Origin of the sequence: Subsaximicrobium wynnwilliamsii (assembly GCF_007997225.1) — a bacterium.
Taxonomy (GTDB): domain Bacteria; phylum Bacteroidota; class Bacteroidia; order Flavobacteriales; family Flavobacteriaceae; genus Psychroserpens; species Psychroserpens wynnwilliamsii.
The window spans coordinates 17,290-30,008 of record NZ_VORM01000028.1; the positions used below are offsets into that span (position 1 = coordinate 17,290).

Annotated in this window: 15 protein-coding genes; 4 read left to right on the forward strand and 11 right to left on the reverse strand. The window is 37.5% G+C overall.

The window, feature by feature from the left end; translation table 11 throughout:
* Position 1: 1 nt before the first annotated feature.
* On the reverse strand, positions 2-775 hold the full coding sequence (ku, locus tag ESY88_RS17535; protein ID WP_147085871.1) for a non-homologous end joining protein Ku: 774 nt from the start codon (positions 773-775) through the stop codon (positions 2-4).
* Positions 776-1,014: 239 nt separating this feature from the next.
* Positions 1,015-1,170 (reverse strand): YqaE/Pmp3 family membrane protein, encoded by a 156-nt coding sequence (locus ESY88_RS17540; protein WP_147085872.1) that lies wholly within the window; start codon positions 1,168-1,170, stop codon positions 1,015-1,017.
* Between the two features lie 226 nt (positions 1,171-1,396).
* Here ESY88_RS17540 and ESY88_RS17545 point away from each other — a divergent pair, with 226 nt between their 5' ends.
* Both ESY88_RS17545 and ESY88_RS17550 read left to right on the forward strand, forming a co-directional pair.
* On the forward strand, positions 1,397-1,900 hold the full coding sequence (locus ESY88_RS17545; RefSeq protein ID WP_147085873.1) for a DUF421 domain-containing protein: 504 nt from the start codon (positions 1,397-1,399) through the stop codon (positions 1,898-1,900).
* Between the two features lie 10 nt (positions 1,901-1,910).
* Positions 1,911-2,477 carry a hypothetical protein gene (locus ESY88_RS17550; protein ID WP_147085874.1) on the forward strand — a complete coding sequence of 189 codons (567 nt, stop codon included), beginning with the start codon at positions 1,911-1,913 and terminating at the stop codon, positions 2,475-2,477.
* 26 nt (positions 2,478-2,503) lie between these two features.
* Here the strand turns inward: ESY88_RS17550 and ESY88_RS17555 are convergent, their stop codons facing one another.
* The 5 genes from ESY88_RS17555 to ESY88_RS17575 form a co-directional block, all read right to left on the reverse strand.
* Entirely contained in the window at positions 2,504-2,770 is a 267-nt protein-coding gene (locus tag ESY88_RS17555) for a SemiSWEET family sugar transporter (protein ID WP_147085875.1), read from the reverse strand.
* 152 nt (positions 2,771-2,922) lie between these two features.
* Complete coding sequence (locus tag ESY88_RS17560) at positions 2,923-3,942, reverse strand: helix-turn-helix transcriptional regulator (RefSeq protein WP_147085876.1); 1,020 nt, start codon at positions 3,940-3,942, stop codon at positions 2,923-2,925.
* 320 nt (positions 3,943-4,262) lie between these two features.
* On the reverse strand, positions 4,263-5,006 hold the full coding sequence (locus ESY88_RS17565) for a PRC-barrel domain-containing protein (protein ID WP_147085877.1): 744 nt from the start codon (positions 5,004-5,006) through the stop codon (positions 4,263-4,265).
* 10 nt (positions 5,007-5,016) lie between these two features.
* On the reverse strand, positions 5,017-5,673 hold the full coding sequence (locus ESY88_RS17570) for a hypothetical protein (RefSeq protein ID WP_147085878.1): 657 nt from the start codon (positions 5,671-5,673) through the stop codon (positions 5,017-5,019).
* A gap of 261 nt (positions 5,674-5,934) precedes the next feature.
* On the reverse strand, positions 5,935-6,819 hold the full coding sequence (locus tag ESY88_RS17575; RefSeq protein WP_147085879.1) for a diacylglycerol/lipid kinase family protein: 885 nt from the start codon (positions 6,817-6,819) through the stop codon (positions 5,935-5,937).
* 67 nt (positions 6,820-6,886) lie between these two features.
* Between ESY88_RS17575 and ESY88_RS17580 the strand changes: the two genes are divergently transcribed.
* A complete protein-coding gene (locus ESY88_RS17580) occupies positions 6,887-7,855 on the forward strand; it encodes an App1 family protein (RefSeq protein ID WP_147085880.1) in 969 nt (322 codons plus the stop codon).
* A 120-nt stretch (positions 7,856-7,975) separates the two neighbouring features.
* Here ESY88_RS17580 and ESY88_RS17585 read toward each other — a convergent pair whose 3' ends face one another.
* Complete coding sequence (locus ESY88_RS17585) at positions 7,976-8,164, reverse strand: hypothetical protein (protein ID WP_147085881.1); 189 nt, start codon at positions 8,162-8,164, stop codon at positions 7,976-7,978.
* 425 nt (positions 8,165-8,589) lie between these two features.
* Complete coding sequence (locus tag ESY88_RS17590; protein ID WP_147085882.1) at positions 8,590-9,057, reverse strand: hypothetical protein; 468 nt, start codon at positions 9,055-9,057, stop codon at positions 8,590-8,592.
* Positions 9,058-9,682: 625 nt separating this feature from the next.
* Here ESY88_RS17590 and ESY88_RS17595 point away from each other — a divergent pair.
* Complete coding sequence (locus ESY88_RS17595; RefSeq protein ID WP_223270878.1) at positions 9,683-10,483, forward strand: SDR family oxidoreductase; 801 nt, start codon at positions 9,683-9,685, stop codon at positions 10,481-10,483.
* A 778-nt stretch (positions 10,484-11,261) separates the two neighbouring features.
* On the opposite strand, the gene ESY88_RS17600 is transcribed toward ESY88_RS17595, so the two are convergent.
* Both ESY88_RS17600 and ESY88_RS17605 read right to left on the reverse strand, forming a co-directional pair.
* Positions 11,262-11,780 (reverse strand): hypothetical protein, encoded by a 519-nt coding sequence (locus tag ESY88_RS17600; RefSeq protein ID WP_147085883.1) that lies wholly within the window; start codon positions 11,778-11,780, stop codon positions 11,262-11,264.
* A gap of 78 nt (positions 11,781-11,858) precedes the next feature.
* Positions 11,859-12,704 carry a universal stress protein gene (locus ESY88_RS17605; protein ID WP_147085884.1) on the reverse strand — a complete coding sequence of 282 codons (846 nt, stop codon included), beginning with the start codon at positions 12,702-12,704 and terminating at the stop codon, positions 11,859-11,861.
* Positions 12,705-12,719 lie beyond the last annotated feature (15 nt).

Below are 12,719 nucleotides of genomic sequence, written 5' to 3' on the forward strand. Positions count from 1 at the left end.
TTTAAGAGGCTTTCTTTTTGTGCTGTTCGAGACTGGCTTTCAGTTTTGCCATTAAGTCTTTGGCAGCGGTAGGTTCTGCTTTTTCCTGTTTTACTTTTACTGTTTTACCCGTAGATTTGGATTCAATGATCTTCATGAGCTGTTTATTGTAAATGTCTTTATACTTTTTGAAATCAAATTTTTCAGTATAATTTTCGATAAGGCTTTCGGCCATTTTGATTTCCTTATCCGATGTTTTTGTCTTGGACAGTTTGATTTCCTTGGCGTCACGAATCTCTTCAGCAAAACGAATCACATGCAGAACAATAACATTTTTATAAACCCCAATAAGTGCTAAATTTTCCTTTTGACGCATCACGAAAGTGGCGACTCCCAACTTGCCTGTTTTTTTTAGGGCATCCCTCAAAAGGTTATAGGCTTTGGTACCCTCTTTTTGAGCTTCGAGGTAATACGGCTTCTTGAATAACATATCTGCAACTTCCGTTTCTTCAACAAATTCTTCGATGTCGATCGTTTTGCTTTTTTTATTATTCGCATTTTCAAAATCCTCTTTTTCGAGGATCACGTAAGATTCATCCTTTTTGAAACCTTTCACGATATCCTTCCACTCCACTTCCTTTCCCGTGTCTTCGTTCACTCTTTTGTACCTAATCCTCGCATGGTCGTGTTTATCTAGCATGTCCAGATCCAAACGCCTGCTTTCCGTAGCCGAATACATTTTAATGGGAATTGAGATAAGGCCAAAACTGATACTACCGTTCCATACTGATTTCATAAGATATTGGTTTTTAAAATTTTTGTTTCTGAATGCGGAGCAACTGGTTTCATCCTTTTCAACTGAAGCCAGGCCAATCACGAGTAAAAATTAAGGAATATTTGCAGATTTTAGGATAACAATCGCCATTTTTCATAACTGTTTCCAAAGAAGCTGAACGATCTAACCCAGCTTTATGAGGCTGATCTAAAAAGTGCTGATCTAAATCGCTACTTACCACAGAGAGGTCTATCGATTGTTCAATTGTCGGTTGTGATAAGCGCGTGTATCATGCCCGGAAACCAGAGCAATAATGTCAAAACAATACTGAAAACAAGAGCCCGGCCCGAACCCTTATTCAAATATACCGCGAGTGGCGGAAAAAGGATGCAAAGCACAACTGAATAAACGGGCATTATTTCAACTTTTTTATGAGACTAGATTCAAATACAAACTTATCAAATGCTCGCCTAAGTTTGTAGCGCTTTTGCATGAGAAACTGATTCAAAAAAAATAATCGGGAGCGGTGCTGAAACTGGTCTTACTCTAAAAGACAGTGTTGAAAAAGCTAGTAATTCATTGATTAGAGCAGTATTTTATCACGGCTTTGAGATAATTTTGACAATTCAAAACATACAGCTCATGACATTTTTGGACGCATTGTATTTAATTCTATCCGTTATAGGGATTTTTACCATCATCATCGTGATCACGAGAGTTTTCGGATTGAGAACATTTGCGAAAATGTCTAGTTTTGACTTTGCCTCCACAATTGCCATAGGCTCTATTCTGGCTTCGATTATTTTAAACAAAGACTACTCCTTATTTAAAGGCACATTGGCCTTGGCAACAATTATTGCGTTTCAAACACTTTTTTCATTTTTGGTTCGCAAGGTGCCCAGTTTCAAAAAGCTATTTACCAACAAACCACAAATCATCATGTGGCAAGGTAAGATTCTTCATGACAAACTTAAGGCCTGCAATGTTGGCGAGGATGACTTGATCGCGAAGTTACGCGAGGCCAATGTGCATGATTTCAAAGATGTTAAGGCGGTTATTTTTGAGAGCACTGGCGATGTATCTGTGATTCATAATGCTGAAAACAGAAGCATTTCTCCAGACTTATTGAAAGATGTCGCCACTTAAAATTAAACACATGGGATTTATAAAAAATAATAGAAATGCTATTTACGGTGGTATCGCAGCGACTTGTTTTACGGGTCTGGGCGTATTTCTTGTTGGTAATGTTTCGGGTTATGAGGCAAAAAATCTACTCGAGGTAAGCTTATCTGGTTTAAATATGTTGTGCAATACAATTGTGTTGGCATCGGCTACGATTTTGGCGCTATTGCTTACTTTGTTGAGTGTGAGCATTGGCTCTACTAATTCTCTCAAAAAAAGACATTATTTTCAAGTGTTGCATATTGCGAAGTTTGATGTCATCCTTTTTATTTCAGCCTTGATCTTATTTCAATTTTTCAATATTCCAATCATGGAGTCCAATGAAGTGCCAACATCCTGGTATGTAAGCATCTATTGGATTACCCTTGGTGCCAGCTCATTAATTAGCGGTATGATGATCACCGTCATCCTCTTATTATACAACGCCGTTACCAATATCATTGCCATCGTAGGCCTTGGGAAAGAACACGAATTGATATCCACCCAAGACACAAGCGAAAATAGTGCTGAAGAACAAGAGAAGATGAAAAAGGAAGCGTAGCATTGATAAAACCGTCTATTAGGGTCTCAAATTCCGTGTTGTTTTTGAGTGATGATAATCCCTAACATCAACGAATTAAGAATAAAGGAGATCCCATTGGTTAAAATTATAGGCCAATCCATTTTAAATATACCGTAAACCGTCCAGAGGCCTACGCCTAAGCATAGGATGAAGAACATGTAAGGACTCACATCTTCCACTTTGCGTGTTTGCAGGGCTTTTATGATTTGCGGCAGCACCGCTAGTGTAGTAAATACTCCGGCCAATATACCAATTAAGTCTTCAGCAAGCATAGTATATGGTGTTTACAGTATGAAAGTAGTTCATTAAGAAATGGGTTTAAAAAGCAAATCTCAATTTGGTGCAGTTGCCTATCCTCTCCAAAGGTGCTTCAAAATCTTAGAACCGTTTAGCCCGATAGCAATTAGATTTAATCATATCGGCATTATTTCGTTAAGCATATTTGCTGATAAACACTTGGGGTCAACTCAAATTTCTTTTTGAATATTTTGGAAAAATAGCTTTTACTGTCAAAACCAACCTGATGCACCACATCTGAAACATTCAAATTAGGATCTTGCAACAGCTGGAGTGCTTTATCCAACTTTGCTCCAGTCACAAATTCATTGACTGTAGACCCATGAATGTACTTAAAACCCAATTGCAATTTATTAGGGTTCAACCCTGTTTTTTTAGAGATGCTATTTATTGAGAGGTCCCCCGTGAGATTGTCTTTGATATACTGGGAAATGTCCTCAATACGCTTCAACTCATTTATTCTCAAAATGGAACTTTCAGAATCCTTTAAAAGATCATCCTCAAATTGCAACAATTGATTCACAAAAATTTGTAGAGCGACGCTTTCCAAATAATATTTGCGAATCAACATTTTGTCGCTATACTTAGACATATTGTCCAGAAGGTTTTTGAAATCCAATCCAAAAAAGCCTTTATGATAAAACTCTTTTTTAGCCGTGGTGTCTTGATACAATTCCTGAAGCTCAGCAGCTAGGTCCTCAACTTCACATTCAGTATGAACTAAAAATGTCTTTCGGTCAATCTCAAGGCTAACCACTTCAATATTGGTGTCTTTTTTAAAAAAAAGGATGTGACCACTTTTGCTTTTGCTGGCAATAATGGCGCATTGGTACTGTTCAATAAGATGCATTTCATCTTCATTCGCAAAGCTATGTTCTATTGTGCCTTGAACAGAATAGATATATTTGACGGGATGTACATCATCTACCGTGAAATCGATTCTCACATCATTGTGAAATCTACAGCTGTAAATGATTACGCCCAATCCGTTGTCAAAATTGAGACCTCGTATTTGGCCTTCGCCGAAACCTGAGGGAATATTGAAGATGTATTCACCACATTTTTCTTGAGCTTCGGTCTCAAAATAGACCGCTAAGCTTTCTATTACTTCTTTTAAGGGTAAGGAATTTACCTTGCAGATTTTCATAAGCTTTTTATAAGTTTAGATCAACTCGTATTGAAAAGCCCAAAATTACATGATTTTTTTGTATGGCAGATTTGTTTGGATATCTTCTTAATGCGAATTTCTGTAACCAATCATAGCTAATGGATATCATTTAAAACATGGCTGCACAAGCTTTTCCCTAAACCTAAAGTGTGGCTCAATCTTAAGAATTAAATGGAAAAACATGAGGCCTCAAAATAAGGCAATCCGTAATGTGTCAAACTATAATCCATAACCTTAGTGAATAAAAAAAAGGAACCTACCACACTGGTACATTCCTTTTTTAAACGCTAAGAACGGGTTCAAGAATTATAGTTTCGCTTTCTAAAACGATCATCATCAAACTCCCGGCGCTCGTAAAACCCGTCGTCATCCCAATCGCTGTGATGCTCGCTTTTATTTACTCTCATTTCCTCATCGGTCATCATGACCACATCATCCACATCATCTGAAAAATGCCGTTGCGGAATAACCTTATCTTCTTTTGAAAGGTTCTCATGGTATTTCTTTATTTCGTCCCTAACAATTTTTCTTAATCTGTCTTCGGTCATGTCACCAAGCAATTCATTTTTTGAGCTGCCTTCCTGTTGATCCTCTATCCTATCGTTCTTTCTCACGTAAGACTCCAGGACCTGAGTTTCGTAATTTCGATCCACATTCTCGCCTTGGCGATGACGTTTGGTTTCCGCAAAGGTTTTGTGATCAATACTGCTGGTATGGACAAATTTTGAATCTGAATCCAAATCCACCAAACCAATTGGGATTATGATGTGGTTTTCGCCCTCCTTGTTCAAAAATTCACGCACACTGCCTTTGCTTGAACGCATGTAGGGATCGTGCTTGGCGTCAATAATGGATTGATCTACTTCGACATCCAAATACACTACGCGTTCAGCCTCTTTACTAACCAAGAGCTGGTCCACTTTACCAATGATTCGATTGTCATTATCCTTTACGTCCCAGCCTCTCACATCTGGGAAGCCATCCGAAATTTTATAATCGGAAAGCTCATTCATGTTATAGAGATGTTTTTCTTCTTTTGTCATGGTATTCAATTTATGGGTTCATATTATTCAATATCGCTCTCGCCTTTTCCAAAAAGGATTGCAACTGTTTAGGCTGTTTGGACCATGCATTGTTTGTATCCAATTTGGAGGCGTGTTGTTTCAATGTTGAAATTTCCGTTTTTAGAGACGGATATGCTTTCGTTTGAATGGCCTCCAACACTTCCGTCACATCTTCGCTAATGGATTTGAAATTCTTTAAAATTCCTTTTTCAACTGAATTAGTGGCTACGGAAGAATCATTAGTTTGGTTCCCATACCTTTCAAGACGCTCGAGTGCCTCTGAACTTTGTAAATCATGGGTCTTTGCTTTTCTTGCCACAGCCTGAGATAAGTTCACAAATGCGGTGTTGGAGTAAGTGGAGTCGCTTGCACTGCGAGGACTGTTTGCGATGGATCTATCATAAGCCGAGACCTCAGCAGTAGCGGTACTATCAAGATCATAATCCGCATGAGTTGCGCCATTGCCCATGGAGGTGCCAGCGCTATCGCCGTATTGTGCCGTTTTGGGGTCATCGTTATAATCATCGGTCATTTCGTCGCTAATTTCATCTTTAAAAGCGAAAAATGCGATCAGTGCCAAGATAAAGAGGACTAATACTACCCACGGCCATGTAGGTTTCTTCTTTTCAATTTTTATTTCCGCCATAATTTCATTTATTTTTATGTGGTTATTTTAAGCGACACTGAAGCTCTAAAAATAATGCTTAGACTTCATTCACAGGTGCTTTATACATACTATTTGTGTGTTTGAAAGCACCAATTGAGGAAGACCTCAAAAGCTAAGATTCATATATTACTTTCCTTTTAATTCTATAGTCCAGCCATTTCCTCCTTTTTGACTTGAATTTCTGGTATTGGCAGTAAGAGCTGATTTTTCCTTGCCCATCCCCTGACCTAGCAAAAATTATCAGGCCGTATCCATGGAGGCCAATTTTAAAGCCCTATGCAGGATGTGAGCTTTGACCGTTGTGGTTTCTCCTATAAATTCGCCATCCACCTGTAAGGCCATGGCTTTTGAACAATTGATCTGTACTGTGGTTACGCTATAAGTTTCAGCATGTTCCGATTCGATTTTGGGGTTACTGCTGAAGGTTTTGAAAATTTGATAAAGATTGAATGCTTTGAATAGGACCACTTCAAATTTTCCGTCGTTCAATATGGCATTCGCATTGATAGTGGCACCTGTCCCGTAATCAGCTGCATTGGCAATTGCCAATAAAACGCCTTGATGGTTTTCACTTTTTCCATTTATGACGATTTCGAAATTATAAGGATAATCTGATTTCAATAGGGTGGGAATCGACCCAAGAGCATATCCAAGTTTTCCTCGAATTTTAGAATTGCTGTAATTTCGAATCAATTCAGCATTTAAACCCAAACCTGCAATGTGCATGCACAGTACGCCGTTAACCATTAGTACGTCCATTTTTGTGGTGTTGATCGCAATGGCCTTGTGAATTTGCTGCTCCAAATCATTTGGAATGTCTAAATTTCTAGCCAGGCCATTTGCAGAGCCGCAGGCCAAAATACCTAGACTGACCTCAGTATTCACAATTACCGATGCCACCAAGTTTATGGTACCATCGCCACCAGCTGCTATCACTCTAGAAAACTGAGAATGCTCCACCTTTTTGCTTAGTTGTTCCTTGTCGTTATTCCCTGTGGTTTCGAAAGTCTCGAAGCTTAGTTTTTGTTTTGAAGTAATCTCGCTCATTTTAGAGCGCACCAAATCAACATCCATACTCCCAGCCTTCGGATTCACAACTAGTAAAATATTTGATTTTGCTGACATTTCAACTTTAGTTTGTTAATAAAATTAGTTAATTTTAAAAGAATCTTGTGATAATCAAAATGTAAATATGAAGATAGACATTAGCGTGTATCGCGGTTATGTAAACGAAAAAGAACTAGTGCTTTCAGGTCATGTGTTTAAGTCTTGGGCGCCAAGTCAATACAGCATTCAAAAGCGAGCCTTTAAACATGCCTTTGCAATCTTCAAAATGTTTAGCATCAAACCGCTTAAGAACATACCGGTAAGCTTGGAGTTTCAAGGAATTAAAACAACAACAAAATCCTTGGATGATGGGTATTTTAGTTTTCGAATCCCGTTTACCCAAAAGTTGGAAAGTGGCTGGCATAACTGTTCTGTGATTTGTAAAGCCAATACGTACAACATTGTGACCACTGGTGAAATATTGAAGCCTTTTGATGGTATGTATGGTATAATTTCAGACATTGATGATACATTTTTGATATCGCACAGCTCCAATTTTTTTAAAAAATTATATGTCATGCTCATGCAGAATATCGACAAACGTCAAGTGTTTGAAGATGTTTCCGAACATTACCAAGCTTTGAGCCTCGCCGGTCAAGATGGGCATCAATTGTCGAATTCCTTTTTTTATGTATCGAGCAGCGAGTGGAATCTTTATCCCTTTATAATCGCCATTGCGAACAAGTACCAGTTACCAAAAGCCGTAATCAAATTAAAAAAAATAAAAACAGGCATTGGCGATTTTCTGTTTACCGGCAGAGGAAATCATGACCATAAATTCAATAAAATCAAGGACATCATTAGCTTTTACCCATTGTCACAATACATTCTACTAGGCGATGATTCTCAGAAAGATCCTTATTTGTATGAGCAGATTTGCAAGCTGTTTCCAGAAAACATAAAAGCGGTTTATATAAGGCAGACCGGGAAGCATCAAAAGGAGGCCGTTACAGGGATACTCCAAAACATATCTAGCTTAAAGCCTGAAACCCTTTATTTTACTGAAAGTAAAAGCGCCATTGCTCATTCTAAACGTATTGGTATTATCGATTGAGTTGCGTTTATGTATCGGAAAAGCAAAATTAACATGCTTCATTATAAGTATAATTCTTAGATGGACTGACTATTACGAAAGATATACGCTAAAACCTAAAAAGTAGGATTGCTGAAACATTTAGGATTTGGCATCTGTATCTGATTTGCCAGGCTTTTTAGGAATGTCTTGGGACAGATCTCTTTTTTCCGAGCCCTTACCGCGAGTACCGAAAGCATTTTCATGTTTAGATTTTAAAGGTCCTTTTTCAAGATCAGTATCCTTGCCGGGATCAAAGTCTTTATTTTTAATTTTTTTTTCGTCAGCCATGATTTCTTGATTTTAGTGGTTTACTGTTAGTGAACAGTTTGTGTTGTAAAATTGCAATTGGTGTTAAAAAGACCTCATCAAATCCATAAGATTTTCTGAAGTCTCTTTCAACCAACACTCAAATTTTATTTAGATTTTGAAGGCGCACTAGTGGACTTTAAAAATGAGCTTTTAGACTTATTCGCTGTCATTAGTAAACTGCCTTCTTCATATTGTTATCTCTTGCCTTGTTTGAGATTTTATTCTTTTTTGAACCTATTGATTATAAAGTTAGTGGATTGGATCACATCCAATTGGATCTAAAAATTTGTTTTTTGACTTTAAAAACAATCTCTGTTTCACGGCCTAATCCCAGTACGCACCTACTGCAAAACCTACTTGATTCGCTTAAAGTTCATTCTATTGTTCTACTAAACACTATTCCCTCAATTTGGGTTTTTCTCAGACCATTCCCTATAGATCGAATACTGCGCCTCATTCAATACCGCGTTTAAAGTGGCGTTGTGTTGATCAACTTTCGTTTTGCCGTCCATTTTCCGTTCTGGATTGTCTTTTTCCCAACCATCCATAATGGCGCTATAGTCGGCTTCATAACGTCTTCTTTGAGCCTTTGTCATTCCCAAGTCCTTATACATTCTTTGGGTTCTTGAATTAGAATAATCTGAAGTTCGTGCACTGGCATTACTACCGTAGTTATCGGTCGGATCTGAAGACCTATTGGAGTGATTGATATCCCTTAGATTCTGATGATTGGTTTCTACCGAATATCCTGCATCAGACGCATCTGAGGAATCTTTTAATTTTGAATACGATCTACTCATCCATTTTCTTGTTAAATACGCTATGCCGGCACTAACAGCAACAAAGGCTAAGACTTTACTGAATTTATTCATGATGTTAAATGTTTTGGTTTTTATATTGCTCAAAATATAAGAATCGAAACCTTTCAAATTGCTCTTAAACCATTTAAATATTAGCTCAAAACATTTAGCAGCCGAAATTTGAAGACTACTCAAATCCATATTTCAGAAAGTGCCTTCAACCCAAACGCATCACGCTCTACTTTTGAACGACGTGAACTGGAGTCTAGATCATGGGATTAAAAAAAGCAGGTCATAATTATTCCCTATGTGTACTAATTGTTGGATGTATCGAATGTCAATAATCACTCATGACGCTCTGTTATTATTCAATTAATGACCAAAAAAGCTTTTCTTCCGCAACTATAGCCTCGAATATTTTGGTTCCGTTTATGGCGAAGGCAAACAAAAACCGGGATTGCCTGAAGAAATTTTAATGCTTAGGATTAACGCCGATACACAAATTAATGAACTACCCCAAATTTAGATGATCACTGAGGTGCCTGCTAATGAAAAACTCACACATCAAAAATAGGCTTTGAGCTAAAAAGGACTTGTATTGAGGTAATATCTAGCCCATTTAAGCGCTAGATTAAGAATGGGTAATATACCAACAAACCAAAAAATTAAACAACATATGAAAAATTAAACAATTTTAATTACAGGTGCAGGATCAGGACTGGGCAAAGGAGCAGCTTTAGGCTTGGCTAAGGCGGGGCATACCGTGATCGCTGGAGTTCACAAGTGGGAACAGAAGTCAAGGTTTTTAGAGGAATTAAAGGACTACGAGTATAGCGACAATATTGAAATCATTAAATTGGACATCCTGGATGTCATGGATTGCATCAACGCCTGGGAGTATGACATCGATATCTTAGTGTCTAATGCAGGAATAGGGCAATCGGGACCTGTGTCTGAAATGCCTGTAGGACTAATTCGTGAAGTGATGGAGACCAATGTGTTTTCAGCTTTGGAGTTTGCCCAACCTTTTATAAAGCAAATGGTAGATCGCAAGGCTGGTAAAGTCGTGTTTGTGTCTTCATTGGCTGGTCTTACGACTTCGCCTTACTTAGGTGCTTACAACGCCTCCAAATACGCCCTTGAGGCGATTGTTCAATCTTTAAGGGATGAATTGGTACCGCATAACGTGAGTGTAGCCACCATTAATCCTGGTCCTTATAAAACTGGATTTAACGATAGAATGTATGAGAGTTTTAGTCAGTGGCACAATGATGATCAATATTTCACAAAAAGGAAAGAGATCATTAAGGCTTCCAAAGGGCTATTGGACAATCAATTTGATCCTAAGGAAATGATTGATGTGATGGTTGACCTAATCCCGAAAGACACTCATGACTTTAGAAACATCTCGCCTAAAGCCTTAGTAGATAAGTGTAAAACATACGAATCAACTCAATACGAGCTGAAATGCAATGATAAAGATCCTTCAAAAAAATAACTCTTATACCCGATGTTATTTTTGAGATTGATTAGTTACAAACCTCATTTTTACAATTGTAAAAATGAGGTTTTGTAGTTATATGAAAGCAATACAAATCAAACCAATCGCCAATAATGCCTTACGCTTTACTTCATGGGATTAGGTCCTGTGGGTGGAAGTATGAGTGGCAAAACCCGTTTCTAGGGTATTTACTGAATGCTGTGCTGCCAATAATTATTTTTCCGCATCAAAGAAATACCTTACCCAAGCTTTAACTTGGTTATCGGTCATGCTATCTGTGTTTTTGACGCCCTTGATCCTTACGCCTCTAGTAGCTTGATTTTCACGGAGTTCCTTGGCAAATTTCGCATGCTTAAGCTCTAAAAGACATTTTAAGCTTTGAAGTTAAAAATGAAAATCAGATGGGCTTAATTCTCAAATGTTTACGAATCAAGGCTTATGCCTTCCAGCGCAGCGATCTTAAGTCTTTGTCGGACAATATTGATTATTTTATCATTCCCGCAGCATTGGGAATATGTGGACTTTGGAATTTTATACCATTCGTTTCCGTGAAGTTTGAGTTTGAAGTTTAAGTGATGGCTCTTAAAACTGGTCTTTAAAAGGCTTTTGTTATACATACTTTCGATCTACAACCCCCTTTTTTACTTCCCACAACATGAGCCACGCAACATCTTTACATTTATTATAAAAATCAGACTTTCAGAAAGTATCGCAATGAATGTGCTGTTAGAATGAATATATTAATTTATACGGTGTTGTGCTTCCGGCTTATATTTCAGATTTCCGTGTTCTTTTTAGCTTTTGTCATCCTTTCTAACAACATCGCTTCTTTAAAATCTTTCAATTTCATTTCATTTCCGTCAATGATGTAAAGTTTCGATTTTTTGAAAATACTCGTAACACCTCCAATAGCAGCACCTAAAATACCACCACCAACTAAACCGAACGCTGCTTTATCAGTTGCTGAAAATAAAGCTAGTCCAGAATTGTCATCTCCATCTGAATATCCCAATACAGCAAGCGAAACCCCTCCAATTAAAGCTCCTTTTGCAACATTATTACCAGCAGAACGTTTGGTTTTTATTATTCCTATTTTACTTAAAGGAACTTCAATCGTTTTTCCTTTTGAATATAATTCTATTGATGTATTCGATATTGACTTAATCTTACCCTTTTCTATTTTTTTACCTTGTAAGTTATAAATTCGAATAAAAATATTGGCATCTACTACTTCATTTTGACCAGAGACGTTGATCGATAAAATTAGAATTATTGCAATTATTAAATATTTCATGACAGATTATTTATTAATTTCTTTAATTCAGAAGAAACGCTTTTTGCTGACGCACAACTCTTTTCAAAACCACCAATCCTATTTATCATGTAAAACCAAAAACGGAACGCGGGTGTGATAGGTAATTTCCTCAACCTTGGAATGAAATAAAACCCGTTGAAAATAATTTAGGTTTTTTGCAACCATCGCAACCATTTTGATGTCTCTGCTCTTCACAAAAAACTCAATGGCATCTTCAACCTTTCTATGTGTGAGATTATGGAATTTAGTTTCAAAGTTGCTAAAATAATCCATGAGTAAGTCCTTATTGTCCTGCTGACTCATGTTCAACGCTTCCGGTTGATTTGTGATATGCAGTACCTGCAAGCTCGCCTTGTGGTTTTGCAATATGGTGTACACAGGCTTGAGAAGATCAACACCGTAAGTCAAATAATAATCTGTTGGAAATACAATCTCATCCAAATCACTAAAGGTGGCATGCTCTGGCACAACCAAGGTGGTGCACTTTACTTTCTTGATAACATCTGCAGCATTAGTGCCAATGATCACTTTTTGCAAGCCGGTAGCGCCTTTTGTGCCCATCACAATCATATCGATTTTCTTTTCATCGACGTGATTGCGAACAGATTCCACGAAGAAATTATAATCTGTAAGTGTGAAAAAATGGTGGTTTTTATGATCTGGGAATTCTGTAAGAATGCGTTTTAGGAGCGTTCTTAATTTTTTTTTGGAAGGCTTTGTAAACGTGTTTTCAACAAAGTCCTTAGAATCGTCATACGGTAAATCGTTAGCATCTAAATAGTTCAAGGAATTAACGTGCAATAAGTAAAAGGTGCAGGTTGATTGCTTGAAAAAATCAAGAGCATAAACAATCGCATTCCAAGAATTTTCAGAAAAATCTGTAGGTAACAATATCGTTTTCATTATAATCCATTTAAT